The sequence below is a fragment of the Candidatus Desulfosporosinus nitrosoreducens genome (genome assembly GCF_030954495.1).
Classification (GTDB): domain Bacteria; phylum Bacillota; class Desulfitobacteriia; order Desulfitobacteriales; family Desulfitobacteriaceae; genus Desulfosporosinus; species Desulfosporosinus nitrosoreducens.
Genome location: NZ_JAVHUW010000072.1, coordinates 89,069 through 111,581 on the forward strand (window position 1 = coordinate 89,069; position 22,513 = coordinate 111,581).

At 45.5% G+C, this 22,513-nt stretch carries 17 protein-coding genes, 2 rRNA genes and 1 pseudogene; all 20 read right to left on the reverse strand.

What is annotated here, in order from left to right; all coding sequences use genetic code 11:
• Positions 1 to 83: 83 nt before the first annotated feature.
• A complete protein-coding gene (locus REC12_RS20835; protein WP_308897714.1) occupies positions 84 to 770 on the reverse strand; it encodes a ClpP family protease in 687 nt (228 codons plus the stop codon).
• Between the two features lie 369 nt (positions 771 to 1,139).
• The gene (locus REC12_RS20840; protein WP_308897715.1) at positions 1,140 to 1,808 is read right to left on the reverse strand and encodes a hypothetical protein; all 669 of its coding nucleotides are present in this window, start codon (positions 1,806 to 1,808) and stop codon (positions 1,140 to 1,142) included.
• A gap of 80 nt (positions 1,809 to 1,888) precedes the next feature.
• Positions 1,889 to 2,320 carry a GNAT family N-acetyltransferase gene (locus REC12_RS20845; protein WP_308897716.1) on the reverse strand — a complete coding sequence of 144 codons (432 nt, stop codon included), beginning with the start codon at positions 2,318 to 2,320 and terminating at the stop codon, positions 1,889 to 1,891.
• Positions 2,321 to 2,494: 174 nt separating this feature from the next.
• On the reverse strand, positions 2,495 to 3,808 hold the full coding sequence (locus REC12_RS20850; protein WP_308897717.1) for an MFS transporter: 1,314 nt from the start codon (positions 3,806 to 3,808) through the stop codon (positions 2,495 to 2,497).
• A 265-nt stretch (positions 3,809 to 4,073) separates the two neighbouring features.
• The gene (locus REC12_RS20855) at positions 4,074 to 4,871 is read right to left on the reverse strand and encodes a methyltetrahydrofolate cobalamin methyltransferase (protein WP_308897718.1); all 798 of its coding nucleotides are present in this window, start codon (positions 4,869 to 4,871) and stop codon (positions 4,074 to 4,076) included.
• 29 nt (positions 4,872 to 4,900) lie between these two features.
• A complete protein-coding gene (locus REC12_RS20860) occupies positions 4,901 to 5,551 on the reverse strand; it encodes a cobalamin B12-binding domain-containing protein (RefSeq protein ID WP_308897719.1) in 651 nt (216 codons plus the stop codon).
• Between the two features lie 100 nt (positions 5,552 to 5,651).
• Positions 5,652 to 7,070, reverse strand: a complete 1,419-nt coding sequence (locus REC12_RS20865) for a trimethylamine methyltransferase family protein (RefSeq protein ID WP_308897720.1) — start codon at positions 7,068 to 7,070, stop codon at positions 5,652 to 5,654.
• A 33-nt stretch (positions 7,071 to 7,103) separates the two neighbouring features.
• Entirely contained in the window at positions 7,104 to 7,757 is a 654-nt protein-coding gene (locus REC12_RS20870) for a cobalamin B12-binding domain-containing protein (protein ID WP_308897721.1), read from the reverse strand.
• A gap of 34 nt (positions 7,758 to 7,791) precedes the next feature.
• Positions 7,792 to 9,291 (reverse strand): annotated as a pseudogene (mttB, locus tag REC12_RS20875) ([trimethylamine--corrinoid protein] Co-methyltransferase).
• 275 nt (positions 9,292 to 9,566) lie between these two features.
• Positions 9,567 to 11,306, reverse strand: a complete 1,740-nt coding sequence (locus REC12_RS20880; RefSeq protein WP_308897722.1) for a sigma-54 interaction domain-containing protein — start codon at positions 11,304 to 11,306, stop codon at positions 9,567 to 9,569.
• 706 nt (positions 11,307 to 12,012) lie between these two features.
• Positions 12,013 to 13,488: a [trimethylamine--corrinoid protein] Co-methyltransferase gene (gene mttB / locus REC12_RS20885; RefSeq protein WP_308897723.1), complete on the reverse strand. Its 1,476-nt coding sequence runs from the start codon at positions 13,486 to 13,488 to the stop codon at positions 12,013 to 12,015.
• Positions 13,489 to 13,506: 18 nt separating this feature from the next.
• Complete coding sequence (gene caiT / locus REC12_RS20890; RefSeq protein ID WP_308897724.1) at positions 13,507 to 15,123, reverse strand: L-carnitine/gamma-butyrobetaine antiporter; 1,617 nt, start codon at positions 15,121 to 15,123, stop codon at positions 13,507 to 13,509.
• A gap of 386 nt (positions 15,124 to 15,509) precedes the next feature.
• Positions 15,510 to 17,438, reverse strand: a complete 1,929-nt coding sequence (locus tag REC12_RS20895; protein ID WP_308897725.1) for a hydantoinase/oxoprolinase family protein — start codon at positions 17,436 to 17,438, stop codon at positions 15,510 to 15,512.
• A gap of 68 nt (positions 17,439 to 17,506) precedes the next feature.
• The gene (locus tag REC12_RS20900) at positions 17,507 to 18,196 is read right to left on the reverse strand and encodes a DUF1638 domain-containing protein (protein ID WP_308897726.1); all 690 of its coding nucleotides are present in this window, start codon (positions 18,194 to 18,196) and stop codon (positions 17,507 to 17,509) included.
• Positions 18,197 to 18,754: 558 nt separating this feature from the next.
• Positions 18,755 to 19,399, reverse strand: coding sequence for a flavodoxin family protein (locus REC12_RS20905; RefSeq protein ID WP_308897727.1), 645 nt, complete (start codon positions 19,397 to 19,399; stop codon positions 18,755 to 18,757).
• Between the two features lie 184 nt (positions 19,400 to 19,583).
• A complete protein-coding gene (locus REC12_RS20910; protein ID WP_308897728.1) occupies positions 19,584 to 20,066 on the reverse strand; it encodes a MarR family transcriptional regulator in 483 nt (160 codons plus the stop codon).
• Between the two features lie 567 nt (positions 20,067 to 20,633).
• Entirely contained in the window at positions 20,634 to 20,960 is a 327-nt protein-coding gene (locus tag REC12_RS20915) for a hypothetical protein (protein WP_308897729.1), read from the reverse strand.
• A 74-nt stretch (positions 20,961 to 21,034) separates the two neighbouring features.
• On the reverse strand, positions 21,035 to 21,295 hold the full coding sequence (locus REC12_RS20920) for a hypothetical protein (RefSeq protein ID WP_308897730.1): 261 nt from the start codon (positions 21,293 to 21,295) through the stop codon (positions 21,035 to 21,037).
• A gap of 737 nt (positions 21,296 to 22,032) precedes the next feature.
• Positions 22,033 to 22,149 (reverse strand): 5S ribosomal RNA (rrf, locus tag REC12_RS20925).
• 115 nt (positions 22,150 to 22,264) lie between these two features.
• Positions 22,265 to 22,513 (reverse strand): 23S ribosomal RNA (locus REC12_RS20930); the annotation flags it as partial.

Below are 22,513 nucleotides of genomic sequence, written 5' to 3' on the forward strand. Positions count from 1 at the left end.
TTTCCTTTGTCATAAATTGCAAAAGACACCTGGCCTGATATAAAAAAGCGACTTTCGCCGCTTATAATTTTAAGAACTCGCCCTTATGTAGGAGTAATTAAACTATTCAGCTCTTTAAAGGCTTCCCGAACTCCTCCCACCACTTGAATCAACCCTGCGTCGACAGCTTCCTGCCCAATAAGGATGGTTCCGATATCCTGCGCCAATTCTCCGGTCTGGAACATAAGTTTTTCTAATCTCTCTTTGCTAATTTGCGAATGGGAATAGATAAATTGATCGATTCGCTCCTGCATTTTCCGCAAATAATCAAATTGCTGGTGGCCGTTAATCACTAACCCCGTGTAGCGGATCGGATGAACCGTCATGGTACCCGTCGGAGCAATCAGGCTTTTCGAACAGCTAACGGCAATAGGAATCCCAATACTATGTCCGCCGCCAAGAACCAGAGAGACCGAGGGTTTGCTCAAACTACTCAACATCTCGGCAATTGCCAATCCAGCCTCTACATCACCACCGGCAGTATTTAAAATGACCAATACTCCTTCGACTTTAGGGTTCTGTTCAACCGCCAGCAATTGGGGAATAAGATGCTCATATTTTGTTGTCTTAGTTTGAGCAGGCAACATTTGATGCCCTTCAATTTGTCCGATAATCGGCAAGCAAAAAATTCTTTCGGTAACTTCAGGAACTTGAATTTGCCCTAATTCTTTAATTGCCTCTGTTGATTCATTCGTCTCTTCCTCTGCTAAGCAAGTTTTATTTGAAAACACGGATTGTTTTACCCCCTTCACATTTGAGAACATCACTCGCTGATATTCCATTCGAATTATCAGCGATTTAAAAGATTTCTCGTTTAGTATGGAGGATTCAATCGTAAATAATACTTCCTTACTCTACTATAAACGATGAATGCAAACCCGTCCAGTAAAGTATCTTAACAAGCAACATTTTAGAACTGCCGCTAGACACTATATTCCAAGAAAGCCAAAAACTTATCATTATAATGATACCTTCAGACATTTCCCGCAATATACGAATAAGGTCCCACCAAGAAATCTATGCCTGGCGGCCCAAGCACATTCAAATGGACTTTGCCTAACTCCCGTAAATTTCTCGAAACCTGATTATTGCCTTCCGCTTCAGTTTGCGATTATGTTTATTTTGAACCAATAAGTTATTTCATTATCACCTTTACCCCAGTTAACATCGCATAAAAACAAATATTTTCCTGCTTCCTTTGGTGCCATAAGCTGACTTTGAGTTGACGGGTATAAAACTAACTGATCACTTTTCTTTGTCTTATCAAATATAGAGACTTTGTATTCAGGCTTATCCAAACCTGATACTTCCTCTGCGTCTAAGCGTACAATAGAACCTGGCTTGAGATCAGTGGCTTTCAGAGCCTGGTCAGCAATATACTCATCTGCTCCGAATGCTGTATTTCCAACTCTTCCCCCCGGTTTTCCAGTATAATTAGCATCACTTCGTATCCAGGGAATATTAATATTATTACTTGTTACCGAAAATTTAGGATATGTTGCAGGATAATTTTCGGCATCTTTTATCATCGTTAGCATACTAGGCTCTTCTGTAGGGTTATCTGGTGCTGTTAAAATATTTCCGGTTGTACCTTCCGCCTCATTCAGTTTTAAAGGCCCATCAGGTTGAGAGGGCAACGTTTTTGACGCAGTCTTGCTCAAATTTACTTTTTGTGCCGTACAAGAGATTGAGCTTAAGACAATTAGAAACAGGATTATGAATGTTAATAATCTTTTCAAACTATATTTTCCTTTCTCCTCAGCATCCATGGAAGGCCTTACCTTTACACAATATGCTGCAGACCGCCCCGTGTCTTCTCGAAGCCTGGTCAACCTAAGGCGGGAATTAGCTAGACATTCATATCATTAATACTGAGATTCCTATACATCAAATCGCTGCGTTTAATAAAACCAATCGATTCCCAAAATTTATTTCCTAAATCATTAGCAGCAAAGACAACCAAAGCAACCTTATTTATTCCTTCCAGCCTCAAGGCGCTTGCTGCGGCTTTAACCAGAGCCTTTCCTATACCCTTGCCACGAAAATCAGGCCTAACCGCCGTATGATAAATATACCCTCTTCTTCCATCGTGCCCGCAGAGTATGACACCTATGATCCGGTTTTCAATTTGAGCAACATAATTTGTGGTAGGATTTCTTCGGAGAAATTTTTCTATACCTGCGGGGGAGTCATCCAAACTACGCATGCCCATACCTTCCGTACTCGTCCATAATTGATACACTTCATCATAGTCTTCAATTGACATTACCCTTATTCTCATAGTTTTTACTCCTCCGCAACAAGTTTAGTCAAATCTCTCCGGTAAATATTATTGTGGAAATTCTCTGCTCTTTAAAGTGCTGTTAGATAATTCTCCAAATTTGTCTCTATATCCTTTTTATTGCAAACATTTTATCAAATCGGCAGTAACTTTCTGCCGGCGAGGGAAAGCCGTCTATTGGGAAATGAGCTTCGAGGACTGGCTCAAGGTCATGCCCTTCGTTTCCGGAGCCCAGGCTATCGAGGCAGCCAAACCGGCAATTGTTATTGCGGCGCCAATAAGCATGGTCGTTCCGATTCCGTACTCCTTTAAACTATAGGGCAGAACGAACATAGCGATAAAGGTGCAAATTTTACTGAAAGCTACCGCGATGCCTATGGCCGTGGCCCGAACCTCCGTCGGGAAAAGCTCATTGGGATAAAGCCATTCCAAAATGCCTGGGCCGCCCGAGCAGAAGGCATAAAGCGCAAAGGAGCCAATAATGATAACCAGAGGAGCGGCTGGGAACAAGCCCAGGGCCAGCATTGCTAAGGACATGAGGACAAAGCTGGCAATGCACAAGGAGCGTCGGCCGATTGATTCCAGCCAAAACATGGCCGGAATACAGCCAAGCAAAAAAACGGCGCTGATTACCACATCGCCTAAAACGGCCATCTTGCCCGTCCCCAAACCAAAAGCATTCAATATTTGCGGACCAAAGGTATAAATGGCATACATCGGCAGAACCTGAGCGGTATACAAAATAACAATAAAAAGTAGTTTTTTAAAATAACCTGCCGCAAATAGTTTGCTAAGTTGTGTCCTGGCGCTCTGTTCATCCAGGATCGGCTCCGCGTCAGGACCGAATACCCTTTTCACAATGACACGCGCTTCGTCGTGACGGCCTTTGCTCACTAGCCAACGGGGGGATTCCGGTGTGCCTAAACGGCCGATTACAAGTATTAAAGCGGGAATAGCCGCACTTCCCAACATCCAGCGCCAGCCGCCGTTCACATCAAGTAAGAAACACCCTACGATATCCGCCACCGTCGCCCCCACATACCAGACCGCCGCGATAAATCCCATAGACATGGCCCGATACTTGCGGGGGGTAAATTCCACGATTAAGGCGGTTGCGATCGGATAATCGGCCCCGACAACAATCCCCACCGCAAACCTTAATATGAACAACTCCAGGGGAGTCGTAATAAATATCTGCAGAATTGAAAGGATTATGATAGCGATGAGATCAATCGTGAACATAAGCTGACGGCCTACCAAATCAGTGACATATCCAAATACTAACCCGCCAACAAACAAGCCCGCAAGGGCAGATGCCCCAATTAAACCCGTCCAAAAAACATCCAAATTAAGCCGGGGCCCCAATTGAGTGAGCGCCAGTCCGATAATAACCATGATATAGCCATCCAAAAAAGGACCGCCGCTCGACATGATGATCAGTTTCTTCAGAAAAGGATTAAATTCCAGATCCTCCAACGTCCTTGCCATAGTTCCATCACCTTTCCCTTAATCTAGATAACGATCTACCCTTATAAGGTTCGGCTAAACACTAAATTTGATGTTGGTGGAAAAAGGCTCTGTAAATCATTGCAAATCAAAGTAAATCCAGGCAGATCCAGGTAAACTTAAGCAACCTCAGGTAAACGTTGAAAATGGTGGACCAACATGCACAGTGGTACACCATTTTCAAGCATTCCTCAAAGGGGCTGTGAGTGGGGTTTGACCGCCGCTGCACACTCCCCCGGGTCTGTTTCTAGAGCTCTAATTGTTTGTTGCGATAAGCCTTGAGATATTTGCTGCAATAATCGTCACGTCCGGCCAGTGTCTCCGCCGTGATCAAACTTGCCATCATCATCTTGTCCAAGGGGTTAATAATCAGACCATCCAAGCCTTTGGCAATGGCCATAATCGCAAAGGCGTGATTCATGAATTTTCTTCCCGGAAGACCGTAGGATATATTCGACAAACCGCACATCGTATGAACTCCTGTAAAGCTCGTCATAATGGCTTCTACGGAATTCATGAATTCTAGAGCGAAAGTGCTGTTGACGGAAATCGGTTGTACCAGCGGATCTACATAAATATGATCAAGGGGCAAATTGTTTTGGACGAGTCCGTTTATGAGCTTGTCGGCAATTCTTAGCCGGTCATCCATCGTCTCAGGCATTCCTTCATCACTCATGCATAAAGCCACAACCTTTAAATCTGTGCCGGCAATAACAGGAAGCAAGGCATTATAACGATCTTTTTCCAAGGATATGGAATTAATCATCGCGACGCCTTTATGAACGGACAGAGCGGCTTCAATCGCCTTGGGGTCGGGGCTGTCTATACAACAAGGCGCGCCAACAACCTCTTGGACCTTTTTCACAAGCCATTCTAAATATTCCGCTTCCTTACCGACAAAGATACCTGCGTTCACATCAATGTACTGGGCCCCGGCGGCAAATTCATCCAGCGCCACTTTTTGGATGTAGTCGGCATCTTGTGCTTTGATGGCCTCTCCCATGGCTTTACGACTGGCATTAATCAATTCGCCTACAATGATCATTTCGTTTCCTCCCCGTATTGGCTCAATCCCTAATTCGCTCTCGAACTTGAGGCCAAAAGCCGCTTGCACAGCTCGACCGCTGAACCGGCGTCCGGAGCATACCCGTCCGCTCCGATCGTATCGGCGTACTCCTGGGAAACCGGCGCTCCCCCGATAATCACCTTGACTTTATCTCTCAGGCCCTCTTCCTGTAACAACTCAATAACCTCTCGCATCGCCGGCATCGTTGTCGTTAACAGCGCCGACAAGGCCACAATATCCGGTTCATGCTCAAGAATAGCGTCAAGGAAATCTTCAGCGGAGACATCTACCCCCATATTTATCACCGCAAAGCCTCCACTTTCGATCAGCATGCCGACAAGGTTTTTACCGATATCGTGGAGATCGCCTTTTACCGTCCCAATCAGAATCTTCCCATTGTTTTTCTGGTCGGCCGCAGCAATTAACGGTTTAACAATCTCCAGCCCGCCGCTCATACTTTTCGCGGACATGAGCACCTCCGGCACATACATATCCCCAGCTTTAAAGCGAACTCCCACCACGTCCATTCCGGCAATCAAACCTTCACTCACAATCTCCAAAGGATTATTTCCTGCCGCGATAAGGCTCTCAACCTGCTCTCTGACCTGATCTCTCTGGCCGGCAATAACACTTTGGGCCAGCTGCGCATAGGTTGCCATGATAAAATTCCTCCCTCGTAAGAATACTAAAATCTGCTTTGCCAACTATCCTTCCTTACCTGGGGTAAGGCTTAGGTCTTTACGGAAATCCCAGTCATTTTTACATCAAGGCCTTTTGGGCAGCGGCTATTATCCGGGTGAATTCTTTTTCAACCTGGTCGCCCAAGGGCGCCGGTTGATGGCTAGCCACCAGATCCTTGGCTTTTTCTTTGGCTACATCCTCAATTTTCTGACTCTTAACCGCCCATTGTTCGAATGTCTGTCTCTGGCTGATGGTCGGTACCCACAGTTCCCCGGAGCGCAGATACTTTCTGGTATGTTTATGACCGAGAAAATTATCGTGGTTTTCGATTATTTCCGCCACAACCTCCACTGCCAGGTTATCTTCGTTAACTTCAAATTCCCTTATGGTTCTTTGCACCACTGAAGAAATCTCGTTATCCATGACCAGCATGGTGAAACACTCCACTAAAGCATTATCCAGCGAACCGGCCGAACCAATGATGTCACTGCCGGCCAGCGCCTCCATTAAGGCATTGTAAAGGTGTTCATATCCGCTCTGCATATCCGCAATCTTGGAGCTTCCGCAATATCCGCCGGGAGCAACGGGGATATGATAGTAACGTCCCAATTGATTCAGCCCGGCGGACATCATACCCATTTCCGGCATCGCCCATAATCCCAGACCCGTCCTCATATCCATGAAGGTCGCCCGGGAGGACATTGTCAAAGGACAGCCGGGTTTGAAAAGCTGGGCCGCGATCACGCCGGCAAGGATTTCCGCATTGTGCATAGCCACCAGACCATTCATGCTCATCGGACCCGTAGCGCCCATTTGGGGACAAGGTTCCACACCTAATGGCAAACCGGCCTCCACCACATCCAACAGTGCTTCCGCCGGACCAAAGCCATACTCCAAAGGACTGACCGGCGAAACAGGCAAGGTAGCCAAAGGTTTTTCCCGGAGAGCCTTTTCACTGCCTGCCGCCGCCACCAACAATTCTTTAATAAATTTTAATTCCCGGGAGGACTCCACACAGATACTCAGGGGTTTGGAAGTACTGCGCAAACAGGTGGCCGTCTCAATGGTCAGAATGATTTCCTGGGGCACATCCCTGGGAAAGAGAGGCGAGATAATATGAACATGGTCCAGAGCATCCGCCAGGCGGGTTATATCCTCCAAATCTTTGAGCAGAGCATCCCTGCGCTTCCCGCTCTCTATATCAATCACGGAGGGAGCACCGACCAAGGTCTGACAGTAAGCTTTTTTAGCGCCGATTTCCAATTGATGCAGCCCGTTCCGGCCATGGAGATTGAAAACAGCCGGTACAGTCTTCATCCCTTTGTCAATAACATCCTGGGTGAAAAGAATCCTTTTCCCCTTTTCCAGACAGCCATGCTCTAACAGCAGGGTCCGAAATCTTTCCGAACTGGTACTAATCCCCACTTTTTTCAGGAGATCGAGGCTTGCCTCATGAACCTGCAAAAGTTGTTCTTCAGAATAATAATCAAATCTCATCGTTCTACCTCCATTTCTCTGACTGTCCGCCAATTACCCGACAGACATTCCCAAAAGACGTTTCGCAACCTCGACAGCTACCGTAGCATCCTCGGCATAGCCGTCGGCTCCGATAGTATCGGCCCAGTTCTGGTTGATCGGCGCGCCGCCAATCATCACCTTGACCTTTCCTCTGAGCCCTTCTTCTTGCAGCAGTTCAACAATTTCCTTCTGCCGTCCGACAGTCGTTGTCAAAAGCGCGGAAATGCCAATGATATCCGGCTTAAATTCCAGAGTTTGTTCAATAAATCGTTGGGCCGGTACGTCGACCCCTAAATCCAAGACCTCAAACCCCGCCGTCTTAAGCATCATAATTACAATGTTTTTGCCGATCTCATGCAGATCGCCCTGAACGGTTCCCATCAGCACCCGGCCTAAAAATTCTCTTTTCTTACCGGCCATCAGCGGCTCGATGACTTTGATTCCGGCATCCATGGCTTTAGCCCCTAACAACAGATCCGGCAAGAAATAGGTTCCGTTGCCAAACAAAGTCCCTACAGCCTGTATTCCTTTAGTAAGGCCGTCATTGATCACAACAAGGGGTTCGATCCCCGCCGCAATTGCTTTTCCGGTCCATTCCGTTACCAGGGTCTCGTCGCCTTCCCGAACACCTTCCAGGATTCTTTGCAAAATCTCTCCGTCAGCCATGATAATTCCTCCCCTTATTCTTTTTTAGAGCGCGTCAGCCATCGCTTTTTTCCACCGCATATTCTTTTTCCGCTTCCTCCACGATACTTCTAATGGTTTGCAGGATACTATCGGCCAAGGGCAAGGGAGTGTGATTGTTCAGGATAAAATTGGCCTCGGCGTAGGCCCGTTCGGTCAAATTCGTCTCCCCGTCAAGCACCCAGGTTTCCCGCATAGACCTGTCAAACAGTTTGGTATGGGACTGTTCCGCCTTAAAATGATCGAAGGTATGCTGATGACTGACAAATTCACCGCCGGGACCAATCTCCTTGATTATGTCCACAGCCATGTTCCGGTCAGATACCTCAATACCGCCAATAACCTTCCTGATCATCTTGAATATTTCATTGTCCATGACAAACTGGGCGAAGTCGAAGGTCATCCCCATGTCGAGCATACCCGCTCCGTAGATCAGATTCGCGCCACCCTGGGCAGCGAGGAGACCTGTCAGAGTTTTTTCATGGGCAGCTTGCGCATCGGGTATTTTACTGTCTGCCTACCCGCCGGCAACAAAACTGGGCAGATTATAGTATTGGGCCATTCTGGCTACCGAGGCGCTGATCATCCCCAACTCAGGGGACCCCACCGGCGCCGTGGTGTGCCGCATATCCATGATCGTCGTTGAACAGCCGTAAATGCAGGGCGCTCCTTTGCAGGCCAATTGACTGAGAACAATGGCGCTCAACACTTCCGCGTTGTGCGTGATCAACGTCCCCGCTAAGGTCACAGGTGACGTCGCTCCCGCCAAAGCCATCGAGATAATATTAACCGGGATTCCCGCCCGGGCAGCTTCAATCACCACGTCCGTGCATTCCGGAATCAGCTTGAGCAGACTGGTCGGGCAAACGTTAAAACTAATTAAAGGTCTTTCTTTTAATTGTTCGCGGCCACCAGCTACCGCCGCCGCCATCTCAATCAATTTCCGCGCGTTTCTCACCCCGTCGGCGCCGATGAAAAAGTGCTTGCTGGTATTGGAAAAAATTGCTTCCGCGTTATGCAGGGCCTGAACCGGTCCCGGGTACTCCTGGGCCACCACCGCCCGGTAGCTGATATCCATTTCCGAAAGGTAATCGCTCATTTTGGCCGCATTGGCGACATCCTGCTTATTGCTGCGGCGATATTTCCTGGTAACGGGATCGATGACATTAACGCCTTCACCGAAATTGACAAATCCCACTCGGTTGCTTTCCAAAATATAATCCTTCCTGGGGTCCCTGGCGGCAAGCAAAATAGTACTCGGTGCTGAGCGGACCGCCTCCTCAACAATATGGGGAGGAATTTTCACGATCTTTGACTTGGGGTCCACCTTGGCTCCCGCAGAGCTGAATATCTCCTGAGCCTCCCGGCTGTCCACCCGCACTCCCACATGCTGCAACACATCGAGAGTCGCACAATGAATAGCATAAAGCTCGTCCTCAGAAAAGACATCAACCCCAAAATCGCCCATCCGGGTAAAGCTGGCATGTGCATTTCTGGACATTTTCTCACCCTCCATTCGAATTTCTTTTCAATCAGCAGCAACTGCCATCTGTCTCTAAGGCTATTGCAAGACTTATACCAGCCCCAAACCTTTGCCCACCTCTCGGGCTTAACTTCTTGCTCCAGCTCTTAAGCGGCGGATTTGCTCATCTTTTTCCCTTAAGTTGTTCTCTGCACCTGATCTCATCTTGTCTTATCCGCCTTTTAACCGGCAAAAATCAAAAGCAGTGTAGAATTTCGTAGCATTTTTTTGCTACAGATTTCTACACTGCTTTCATTAAAAATAGTTTTCTATTTAATGCCCAGTTTGCGTATCCGGTAATAGAGGACTTGCCGGCTGATATTCAATTCGTTGGCCGCCCTGGTGATATTGCCGCCATGCCGTTTCAAAGCGTTGATCAGCCTGGCACATTCCTGTTCCCTAATCTCTGTAAACACTTCGCCTTGCTTTATTTTTTCATTGCTGATAGACATAGTACCCATAAAGGACTTAAAATTCCGGGGGATATACTTCAGACTAAAAACCGGTTCGTCCTCCGGAATCATATTCATCGCCGCTTCAATCCAGTGTTTTAACTGTCTGACATTGCCCGGCCAGTCGTGGCTTTCCACTAACCTAAAAATATCGGGAGAAATTTCGCAAATATTTTTTTTCATTTTGACGTTAAAACCTTTCACAAAAAAACGGACCAGGAGATTGATGTCCTCCTTCCGCGCGCGCAAAGGCGGGATTTCCAAATTAATTACCGCCAGCCGGTAATATAAATCGCTGCGCAAAAGGTTCTGCCGGATGACTTCCATGGGCTCAATATTGCAGGTACTAATGATGCGTACATCAACGGAAATCTCGTTCTTTCCCCCCAACCGCCTGATTTTTCTTTCTTCCAAAGCGCGGAGCAGTTTGCTCTGCAGGCCGAGGGGCAGGGAATTGATCTCGTCTAAAAAGAGGGTGCCGCCGTCCGCTTCCTCAAATAAACCTTTCCGGTCAATTGCACCGGTAAACACACCTTTGACTGTACCGAAAATAATGCCCTCCAGCAAGGTTTCAGGGATGGCGGCGCAGTTAATGGACACCAGAGGTTTTTGGCGGCGACTGCTGCTGCTGTGAATGCTCTGGGCGAACATTTCTTTGCCGGTCCCCGTTTCCCCGTAAATAAAAACCGGTGAATCCGACTTTGCCGCGCCTTTGGCCCAGGTGATACTGTCACGAATCCGAGCGCTGTCCCCCAGAATATGCTCAAAGGTAAAATTACGTTCTTTGGCTGACGAGCCACTGACCAGAACACTTAGCAAATCCTGCTGCTCAAGTCTCAAGCTCTTTTGCAAGTCAACGACTTTGCCAACCGTTTCTTCGCTCTCCCGCAGATTTCTGTAGACGGCCACGGCTCCCGTAGTTTTTTCACCTTGTTTGACCAGAAAATTATTCCCGGTGACCCGAACATGCTGGCCGTAATTTGAGCAATAATATTGAACATAATTACCTAAGGACTCTTCCTTTTTTAAGCATTTCCCCAGCGTACTGATTTCCGGATCGAAGTTATATACTTCGGCGGCACACCGGCCCATAATATTCTCAAGTTTTAGGCCGTCAAATTCCAACTGGACCTTATTGCAGTAAACGATCCTATTGTCGGAATCAACGACCATCACCCCTTCGTCGATATTATCCAGAATAGTTCGGAAGGCCTCATCCAGGAATAGCGTCCTTTCCACATCCCGGTTCTCAGACAGGATAAGCAAATAATAAGTACCGATGACCTCATTGCCGATAGGCAGTGTTTTGAGGCCAATGTTTTTATGGGGGTGAAGATTGACAAAGGTCTCAGTTCCATAACAATGCTCCTGAAACCCGGGGATAATTTCCGAAATTTTTCTATTCGTTAAAAGCGACCGGTCCTTCTGCAATATTTCAGCAAAACGCAGATTGCAAATTTCCACTATCCCTCTTGAATCAATGACAGCTAATCCCTGATGTATGTCTGAAATGAATGCTCCAAACAAATCTTTAAGCATAGAGCAATTCTTTACCATTAGACCACCTGCTTTACATCAATTTTCGCTCGCATCAATACATGATTGTTTTGTTACCTATTTTCAGATTTCCCTACATTTCCTGCCTAAACCGGGGAACAGGGCCGCTGCTTAAAAGCGGCAAACAACCTTTATAGGCTTCAATCTTTATTGGCTTTAAACCCACATTTATACAGGATTATTATATAACAAAAAATAGCAACTGTAGATAATTTTTAGAATTATCTAATTAGATTTCTCTGCCGCTTGTACAGCAGCATCAAGGAATCAAAGGGAGTCGCTGGAGCCGGATTTCTTGATTTTTGAGGATGTTTTTCAGGATATATTTTGAACTGTGCTTCTCACAAGGGATTCGTCAAAGCGATAACCTTGACTTTTTACTGAACCTGATCAAAAGTGCCTTATGAAAAACTTAGCTTATAGCGGGCTTGCGAGAATAGAAGCCGTTAGGTGTCCTTATACAGGAGGGGAGAGTATTAAAAAAGTTACACTTTCGGACTGTATAAAGAAGACTTGATTCAGGTGGAGTTTTAAGTCCATCTGAATCTTAGTCGCACTTAGCCAGGGACTTAGCCGCTCTTGACTCACCGCTTGCAAAAGCGGGAGTCTTAGAGCGGATTAGTCAGCGGATAAAAACAGACGGTTTTTAACATAAGCATGTTAGAAACCGTCTGTCTTACTGTTAAAGTCCTGAGAATTTGTGTTCTTATTTTATTTGAGATTCAAACTCTTTAATGATTCCATCCATGGCCCTGAGGGCCGCCTCTGAAACCGGTACCGCCTTATGCTCTTTTATAATTCTCTCGGCTTCAGCATAGGCGCGTTCAGTGACCTCTTGACCGCCGGTCATCTCCAGCCAGACTTCACGATTGCGCCGGTCAAACAGGTTGGCGATGGACATTTCCCGCATATGTTTAAAGGTATGAGGATGGGTCATAAACTCTCCTCCCGGACCAACTTCTTTGATAATATCCAGAGCCAAGGACTCATCGCTTAAATCGATGCCGGCGATCACTTTGCCCACCCGGGTAAAGTTTTCGATATCCAGAACAAATTTGGCAAAATCAAAGGTTAGGCCGGATTCCAGACAGCCTGCGCCATAAGTTATATTCGCGCCGGACAAGGTGGTCAGCAGCGTCGTCAGTGAGGATTCGTAGCCGGCTTGAGCATCAACCAATTTGCTGTCGGTTTGCCCGCCGTTGCCCCAGAAAGGCAGCTTGTAATACTGAGCGACTCTGGCCAAGGCAGCGCTCAGGATTCCCCATTCCGGCGCCCCTACCGCAGCCATGGTAAACCGCAAGTCCATAATCGTGCTGCAGGTGCAGTACATGGTGGGAGTGCCCTTTTTAGTCAATTGAGCCAGGACCAAGGTGCTTAGAACCTCGGCATTATGCTGCACCAAGGTTCCGCCCAAGGTTGCCGGCGCGGTTGCACCGCTCAGGGCCATGGGGATGACAGCCACACCCGCGCCGCCTCTCGCCGCAGTGATCGTGCCTTCACAGCATTGCCGGACTAAAACTAAGGGACTGGTAGGACAAACGAAGGCAGTGACAAACGGGCGTTTCGCAAAAGCGTCCCTGCTTCCGGCCACCGCATAGGCCATTTCCAGGATTTTTTCGGCACTATTTCCCATACCAAAGGAAAGGAGAATATGCTTGGAGGTATTCGTAACCATAGCTTCAAAATTATGCAGGGTTTGGGCTCCGGGAATTTGATCGCCGGAACACAGCGCCCGCTCCACCATAGGCACCTGATCATAATAATCGCACAACAAGGTAGCCTGGGCCAAATCCTGCTTGACCGATCTCCGCACTTTCCTGCTTACCCGATCGATCACCTGGACATTCTCGCCAAAAGGACTAACGCCGGTTCGTTTGCCATCCACAGCATAGTCATCCTGCCGCTCACGCCCATAAAAAACGATGCTGCTCGGGGCCCAGCGCAGGCAATCTTCCACCACATAGGAAGGAATCTTCACAAGAGAATAATCACCGTGTTTTTCCACCATACAGCCGGCAGCGGCAAAGATTTGCGTCGCTTCCTCCAGCTCAACCTTAACCCCCACATCCCGTAGAATTTCCAAACTAGCGCAATGGATCAATTCCAATTGCTCTTCGCTAAACGTATTTAAACTAAATCCAGACATCATCGGAATGCCCGCTCTTAATGTTCGCACAGCCATCACAATTCTCCCTCTTTATCAACAGGATTTGGCCTCGGAGTTCTGCACAGCGTTGCCTTCGCGGGCCGGCGGTGCAGCTTTTCGGACGCTTCGTTGGAAACCTCCCCAATCATCCGCTTTAATCACCTTGAAGAAACCAACGATAATGATTATAAAGATAAACAGCATGGGCAGTGAGACCAGAACACTGGAGGTTTGCACCGCTTTCAAGCCGCCGATGGCCATAAGAACCAAGGCCAGAATTCCCAAAACCAAGACCCAGGAAATCCGGTTCCAGCCGGCCGGCTCCTGCTCACCGGTTATTTTCCTGGTGCTCAGGATGGCTAAGGTGTAGGCCGTGCCGTTTAACAAGGTAATCGTCGCTAACAGAGTCATCAAGAGCATGACGAACAGGAATAATTTAGGGAGAGGCAACGTTGCCCACACCTGAACTACCGCCGGCGCATTACCTAAGTTGTTCAAGGTATCCGCCAACTGCGGCAGCCGCTCACTGATAAACGTATGCAAGGTGTAGTTGCCGAAAACAGCGAAGAAGATCCAGACACCAAAGCCTGTGGCGGTTAAAATCGCAATGCAAAATTCCCTGACCGTACGCCCTTTGGAAATCCGGGCAAAGTAAATACCCATTTGTGAGGCATAGCTGGCCCACCAGGCCCAGTAGAAAATAGTCCACCATTGAGGGAAACCGTTAAAATCCTTGTTGGCAAAAGGTTCGGTATAAAAGCTCATTTTAAAAAAGCTTTGCATCATATTACCCAAGCCTTCGCAGAAATTATTCAGTATGAAGACTTTAGGTCCGACAAGGAATACAAAAGCCAAAACCGCAAAGATCAACCACATCCGGATATTGCTGATCCATTTAATTCCTTTATGTAGTCCGCTGTAAACGCAGAGCGAGATGGCAATGATCCAGAAAATAATTAAGCTGACATCCATGACCATCGTCCGCGGAATACCGAAAACAGAAACAATCAGTTCGCTGGCCAAGGGGGTCGCCAAACCCAGAGTTGTGGCAATTCCGCCCACAATAGAAAGAATCAGCAGCACGTCAATCACTTTGCCCACCCAGCCGCGGGTAATTTTGTCGCCTAAGAGCATGGAGGCGGCACTGCTGGCTCTATTGACATCTTTCTTTTTAACCCAGAACATATAGGCGAAGGCCGCACCCAAGGCACAATACATGGAGTTGCCGGTAAAGCCCCAGTGAAACAAGGGATAAGCGGTAGCCCATTGGAAGGCTTCATAAGAATATGGTTTGACGTTAAAGGGAGGACCTATAAGGTAATAAAACGGTTCAATGGTCGCCCACAAAACTACCGATCCGCCTAAAGCCGCAGTGAAAATCATGGAAAGCCAGCTAAAGGTGGAGAATTCAGGTTTTTCACTGCCAAATCTAAGATTTCTGTATTTGCCAAAGATCAAATATAAACAAACTAACAAACAGCCAAAGGTAAAAAACTGATATAACCAGCTAAAATTACCAGTGACAAAGGCAAAAGATTTATCGATTATTTCGCTGGCCCTTTTTAGATTCATACCTAGATAAGCGCAGACTACCATGATCAAAATAATTGGCGTAAGGTATAAAACTTTATCAATCTCTAGCTTTTCCCCGATTTTCTGGGTATCACTCATCGCCTTTCTCCTTCCCTGTTCACGAATTTTCCCCGGCATATTTCTTTTCCGCTCTTCACACTGCTGTGAATGATCTGCATTACACCTCTTGACCTGGCCTCCTTTTCCTTTAAATTCCCTATCCCTCAACAGCTCCGCCATCTGCTGTAATGTATCGCAAGATTTATGCCACGGCGGATCATCTTCAAGCAAGGATTTTAATAAAATTCCCCGCTCCGCCGGAATGCCGAATCGGGGACGTTTTTTTTCCTGGATTTTTCCTTTGCATGCTGTCAGCGCTTTTAAATCCCGGGGAAGTGTAATATAACGAAAAATAGTGTAGGATATCGTATATTTATCTACAATATCCTACACTATACATTGCTCAAGACTTTGCTCAAACAAACTTAAGGCCGGCCAATGGCCATCAATTTTATTTCACTCTCTAAAAATGTGCCTTGATATGTTTTCTTATTTTTACTGCTAATAATTTCTGATTTGAGAACTCCTGCCCGTGTAATATTGGCTCGGACTAATTCCTCTCCTTTTTCCCGGGCATATTTTTCAGCAGCTTTTAAGGTCGGAAAGATCTCTCTTCCCCAAGGAGCGTGAACAATATAGGGCTCGTCTCTGCCCGGGGTTATCAGTATTTTTATACTTTCGACTACTTGTCCGGTAGCTGCCCCTATGGCGTTAGCCACATCCGCATGGCGGGGAACCAAAACTTTGGTCTTAAACATTTCGGCCATTTTGGGAATATAGGCTTCGGCAGGAGCGCCAATCGCAATTATAGGAACCTTTAAAGCCAATTTTACACTTAAATCGCGGTCGGCTTCCCGACCTAAAATTCGATCTAAGAAAAACTTTTCTTTAGTGTCATCCAAGTTCAAGTCTAAACCCTTCTGATAGAATAAACTTTGGATAACACTCAAATTAAGCTTATCATCAACTTCCCGCAAAGCTATGGTCAAGAAATTTTCCAACGTCATTCCTAAACGACGGCTTTGGACTTTGGCAGCCTCGGTGGCCGCTTCCACGCTCCACAGGGTAAAACATCCTGAGGCATGCAGCAAATCCGTCGGTGTAAGTGAAATTCTCCCTATAACCTGATCGTCTTCCAGTTTGGCCAAGGGCAAAAGGTTAGGATTCTTGCCTAATTTTTCTGCTATCGTCATGACGTTATGAGCCCCATCCTCAAGCAGGCGTATTACCGCCCATTCCTGATCATCCCAGTGCCTATTTTCTTCCGGCCGTTTAAGAAGCATCCAGCAATCGACGGGCTGGCCGTCCAAGATGCTGCGCTGGAGGCTGACCTGCTTCAATTCCTCGACCAAATGGGGATAACGGATGGCCTGGGCTGACAAAGGCCATACCCGGCGCGGTCCAACGGCAATTTTGCCCCGCTGAGTAATCTGTATATAGCTATCCCCACCAATGGCAAAGGTACTGATATTGGCTGCCTCGACTCTGGTCTTCCAGCCTCCTACCGTTGCTCCCTCCGGATTTAACTTGGGAACCCCATCCTCAATCATAGCTATATCAGTGGTCGTCCCGCCCATATCAAGTACCAGGGCTGCTTTTTCATCTGTGATAAAGGTCGCCCCTAAGATACTGGCCGCCGGGCCGGAGAGGATAGTTTCGATGGGCTTTTCCCGAGCTGTTTCCTCACTCATCAGAGAGCCGTCGCCTTTGACTATCATCAGAGTCGCATTAATACCTCTTTCCCGTAAAACCCCTTTGACCGTCTTCAGAAGTTCATCAATCACGGGCAGCAAACGGGCGTTTAAACAGGCTGTAACAGTGCGTTCCTGAAAACCCAAAGCCGAGGACAACCAATGAGCACAGACAACCGGTACGTCCCATTCGTCTTTTAATATGCGCAGCGCCATCGTTTCGTGCTCGGGATTGCGGACACTCAGTAACCCGGAAATCGCGACAGCATCAACTTTTCCGAACATCGCGCGGACACTTTTGCGTACAGCTTCTTCATCTAAATCAGAAACCGGCCGTCCATTCAAATCGTGACCGCCTTGTACCCAGGCAATTTCTTGAGCCGGAAATTTTATCCCGGGCTCTTTGCCGATCAGCAGCAAACCAACCCGAGAGCCCCGATTTTCCACGACAGAATTTGTCGCCAAAGTCGTGGACAAGGCTACCAGATCAATCTTTTCCTTGTCTAAGCCTTGAAGATTGTCGATACATTCTCTAATTCCCACGGTTAGGTCTCCGGGGGTAGTAAACGCTTTAGCTTTGGCTTTAATCTCTTTGCTGCTTAAATTTATCAGGACTCCATCCGTAAAAGTTCCCCCGGTGTCTATTCCTAAAATATGACACATTGACAGTCACCCCATTTCACGAATGTTTTTCTTCCCAACAGTCCTTGCGGGTAATCACCGGGGAATGTTTAAGTTTCCGGAAAAAAGGCTTTCCTACTTTGATAGAACTCTTCGTTTCGGGAGCCGGGAGGTACGATAACCATCTCACACAGCCGGTTAAGAATGGCCTCCACAAATTTTAGGTCACCTTTTTCTTCCAAATACTTTTTCTCAAACTTCTCGCAAGCCTCCAGGGTATAAGCCCGATACTTTTCAAGTTCATAACAGCCGTTATCAATCAAAGAAAAGTAATGATAGTTTTTATACATCAACTTCGAAACCTTCCAGCCTTTTTTCTCCCCATAAGTCATAATATATTTTTTGCTGGAGCTTAAGGGATCTTGCCCTGAGTCTATCCAATTCTTATTCATGTAATAAGTCCCCGGTCTTTCGGCCTGAATCGATTTAAACCGTTCCTTGGACCCCAAAATCACCGGAATACAGTCGTCAACATCCGGGTAAATAAGGGTTAAGGTTTGGGAAGAGATTCCCCTCAGTGAACCCCCGCAATTTCCAAAGAATAAGAGAATAGTATCACCGGGGTTTAGTACTTTCTCCGCTTCTTTAATTTTTTCCTCAAGTTTAAGATGAAGCTTGTCCGGAACATCATGCATAGCCTGCTCTACCCATAAAATGTCAACCTTAATCAATTCTTTAAAGGCCTCTAACTCACCGCGGAACGCTTCACAGGCAATGATCATTTTAATGCTTTCATCCACCCGGTTCCCTTCCTTTCAGCAGCTTTAGGGCAATAATGCCTATCGTTCAGTAATGCGCAAGGAGATAACAAGAGAGTGAATCTTCTGATTTATATCATGTAATAATTATACTACTGTATTCTTGAATGTTTTCACTACATATATGCTCGTTTTGCTACATTATAAGCTATGCTCTAAAGTTCTGACGTTGATCTTGAATAAAGCAAGGGAAGCATCGTCTACTGCCTCAAACAAGCAGTTTGCGACACTTCTTTTCACAAAACCAGGTACCGGCTTCTCGAAAGCAGTATACTTGTCCCTGTGTTTCTTTCCTAATTCTATTAAAAGCGTTTGGGATAAAAATAATCCAAAACGAAAATAGACTACCCAATGGTAATAACGGGTTCCGACAAAGAGTTCAAAATAGAGAATCGCATTTGATTTCTCTTCGATTTTCTCATCTCAAAGAACTTGAATCCAGTCAGAAGCACGGATGTGAGGTAAAGAAAGAGATTCAAGATTTATTGGGTAGTAACTTTTCGATAAATAATATATTTCACCCCTTCTTAACAAGCCCAACTAAGATTTGATAAGTCTGACTCCCAGATCAAATGCTTTCTTCAAATCCTCAGCCGAAATTTTCTCGACGCGGCTTGATTTTTCTTCTAAATTCGGCAACTCATAAACGTACTTTGAATAGTCGTTAAACATAACGGTATCAGTCAAATTTAGTAATTCACAACTACCCAATGTATGGCCAATCATTTCTACTAAAACATTTAAAGTATCCTTAACTCCTCTCTCAATACAATCTTCATCAGTCCCATTCATTGTTGTTATCAGGGCTGTTTTAAAGTTTTTAGGTTTAGGACCTGTACCTCTAGCACCATAATCAAGATACTGGAAAAGCAACCTATCTGTAAATGAACGCATTTGACCTGATAGATTTCCATAATATATAGGCGAGCCAAGAACAATTACATCTGATTGTTCAATACGTTCCAATAAGGGCTTTAGATCATCTTTTTGTACGCAATGTGCAAAAGATTTACTGTTTTTCAATTTACAAGCATAACAACTGCTGCAGCCTTTGTAGTTAAGATCAAAAAGATTTACAAATTCAGTTTCAGCTCCTACTGATTTTGCGCCTTCAATGACTTGATGTAACATTTTTGCAGTATTGCCTTGTTTTCTTGCGCTACCACATACAGCTATAAGTTTCATAAAATAATGCTCCTCTTTCTACATTTTAAATTAAACATAGTTAATAAATTTTTGCTTCAAAATTTTTTGTTGTTTTGTCAACAAATTTATCTTAACAGGATTTTGTTGTTACGTCAACAAAAATACAACAATAAAAAATGCAACCAATTCTATTAGAACAGGCTGCATTTTTTTTGTCATTCTTCTAAAAATCATTCCGATTTGCTATATCTATACCCAACTTCTTCATTTCTGCATCCAAATGTCTACTATATTTCTCCGCAAAACTAATCATGCTGTCAAATTGTTCCTCTGTTGTCTGCTCAAATATGGATTTATCCCTCTCATAAATCTCTTTATGCATTTCCTCATGAATTTTATTGATTGCTTTCCCCTGCTCAGTAAGCCTAAAATAGATTTCCTTCTTATTATCCGGCTTCTGATAGCTTTCAATGATACCCTTTTTTATGAGCTTCTTGGTCATTCTGCTTATAGCTCCCCTAGTCACATAAAAGGATTCTGCAAGTTTTGTCACGTTGGAATCTACGTTTTTCCCAATATACTCAATGCAATGTGCTTCAAAAGCCTTGTAACTTTTAAGACTGTCTTTCATCGTAAAATTATTGAGCATATCCATCTTATTCAACAAGTCCCTAAAACTCATTATGACCTGTTCTTCTTTGTTCATGGCCGTCCTCCAGCTTTATGGTACGTTGACAATATTATAATAAATTTTTGTTGTTATATCAACAAAATAAATTTCATGCGATTTTTCTCTACTTGTTTTATGTGGACCTTTTCTCTGCGGCTCACCTTTCAGTGAGCGCCCCTTCTCCCGAAGAAGTTACGGGGCCATTTTGCCGAGTTCCTTAACGAGGGGTTTCTCGCGCGCCTTAGGTTTCTCACCCCATCTACCTGTGTCGGTTTGCGGTACGGGCACCCAGTCGCTCGCTAGAGGCTTTTCTTGACAGCCTGGAGTCGGTTACTTCACTACTTCATTTTGCTCCTCGTCACGTCTCAGAGTTACGCAAAGTGGATTTGCCTACCCTACCTCCTACTCGCTTGGGCGTGCTCGACCAACGGCACGCTTAGCCTATCCTGAAAACTCCTCAACCGAAACCATCCACGGCCTGCCGTTTTTATTGTCCGGAAAGAGTTTATCTTTATTGCCTGCTTTGTCCACGTTGAGATTGCCGGGATTATGCGGTTTAGAACAAGTGGTAGTCAATATCCGGCATAGAGCAATGAAATTCATTCACGGTTCAGGATATATGACTGAACTTTCTTTAACCCACACACTTACTCCGCCTGCTTCAGAAATCCTGCAGTAACCATTAACCTTTTCTTCAAGGCGACCGCCATCTTCAGCGACTAATTTTATAGGGGTTGTTTTCTTGATGTCGTCAAAGTTAAACGTTTTATAGACCTCTGCTCCGGCCTTGATTGCCACATCACTCTGAACCAACGTTACTTTATCTTTAGTATATGGGACAGTATCATTTTCTTTTATCCAGCCTTTGGAATTAGTAAGTGAATCATATACTGGAATTGCGATAAAAAGCCAAGTCACATCTTCAACCATGCCTTTATCTATAACTTTAGCAAGTGTATTTTTCCGAATATCTCTAAATACTATAGAATCATCGTCAGGTAATGCTAAAAGTTTGTTTTCTTTTCAATAAACCTCACTTTATCATCAGGCATAGCGCCATATTGTATTACTAATTGTTTTTGTTTAAGTTCCTTTGTTTTATAATCTTCCACATTTTTTTCTAATCTGACGACTTGATCTTTTAATGCCTGATTTTCGCGTTTTAAATTTTGATTATAAATAGTGCTTTGGATCAAACAGCAAACAATTATTAGAGATATAACAGCAATACTGATTATGCTTAGCGATTTATTGATGTGTTTCATTTGAACCCTCCTCAACTCAAAGCAGAACAATAACTAGTGGTATGACTTGACCATGGCCTTAAGATAGCTCTTCGCTTAATTGCTTCGAGTTATCCTAAGGCTTAGTCAAGCCATTTAAGGCAATCCTTAATATTAGAATAAATGATTGTTTATCAAGTCGTAAATGTTCTAAAATAATACTTTTCCTGGGTAGATAGATAATAAACTTGAATAATAAAGTTTCGGTTTTTTTATTTTTTAGAAAAAGGCAGATACTTATTATTCCGAATAGGAGTTTAGTTAGCGTAACTATTAGAATCTCTTGTATTTATTTTGGTTGAGTTTGGGACAATATGATTTAAACGTTAATAACTACCATTTTACACATGTATTCCACATCTTTCCTCTTCCACCTTCCAAGATCATGGGAATAGTCTAGGAAAATTTTTTAAAACAGACCTTCCATAAAAATATGGAACAGTCTAGCGATTCTTAGCCCCCTAGTGCTTTCTGATTTCATAACAGTCTCAATCTCAAGGGAAGTTCTGGAAAAACGAGGGGACAGGAACACTGTTTTCAACTGATGAAACAGTGTTCCTGTCCCCTCGTTTCCCTCCCCATAACGGACCTTCCCCGCCAAGTTAATCGCCATGCACAGCGTACACACAAAAGAGGCTATCTCTATAAGAGATAGCCTCTCGCTTGTTTACCCGGCGTACACAAAAGGGACTACCTGATGGTAGTCCCTCTTGCTTCTTACCTGGCGATGACCTGCTTTTCCAGGAGCTTGCGCCCCAAGTATCATCGGCCCTGGAGGTCTTAACTTCCGTGTTCGGGATGGGAACGGGTGGGACCCCTCCGGCATGAGCACCAGACCTCTGAGATCCCGTCGTCCTTCCGGCCGCTGTTCTCTCAAAACTGCACAGAGGCGTCCTGCTAGCGTCAGCTCTCCCAAACCTGTTGTGCCACTCGTCCCTCCTTGCTTCTTCTTTGGTCGAGCCCTCGACCGATTTGTACCCGTCAGCTCCACACCTCACACTCCTTCCACCCCGGGCCTCTCTCCCTGCTCGTCCTTCAGGGGTCTTACCAGCTTTCACTGTGGGAAATCTCATCTTGAGGCCGGTTTCGCGCTTAGATGCTTTCAGCGCTTATCCGCTCCGAATATAGCTATCCAGCTAGCCTCTGGCGAGACAACTGGTACACCAGGGATTCGTCCATCCCGGTCCTCTCGTACTAGGG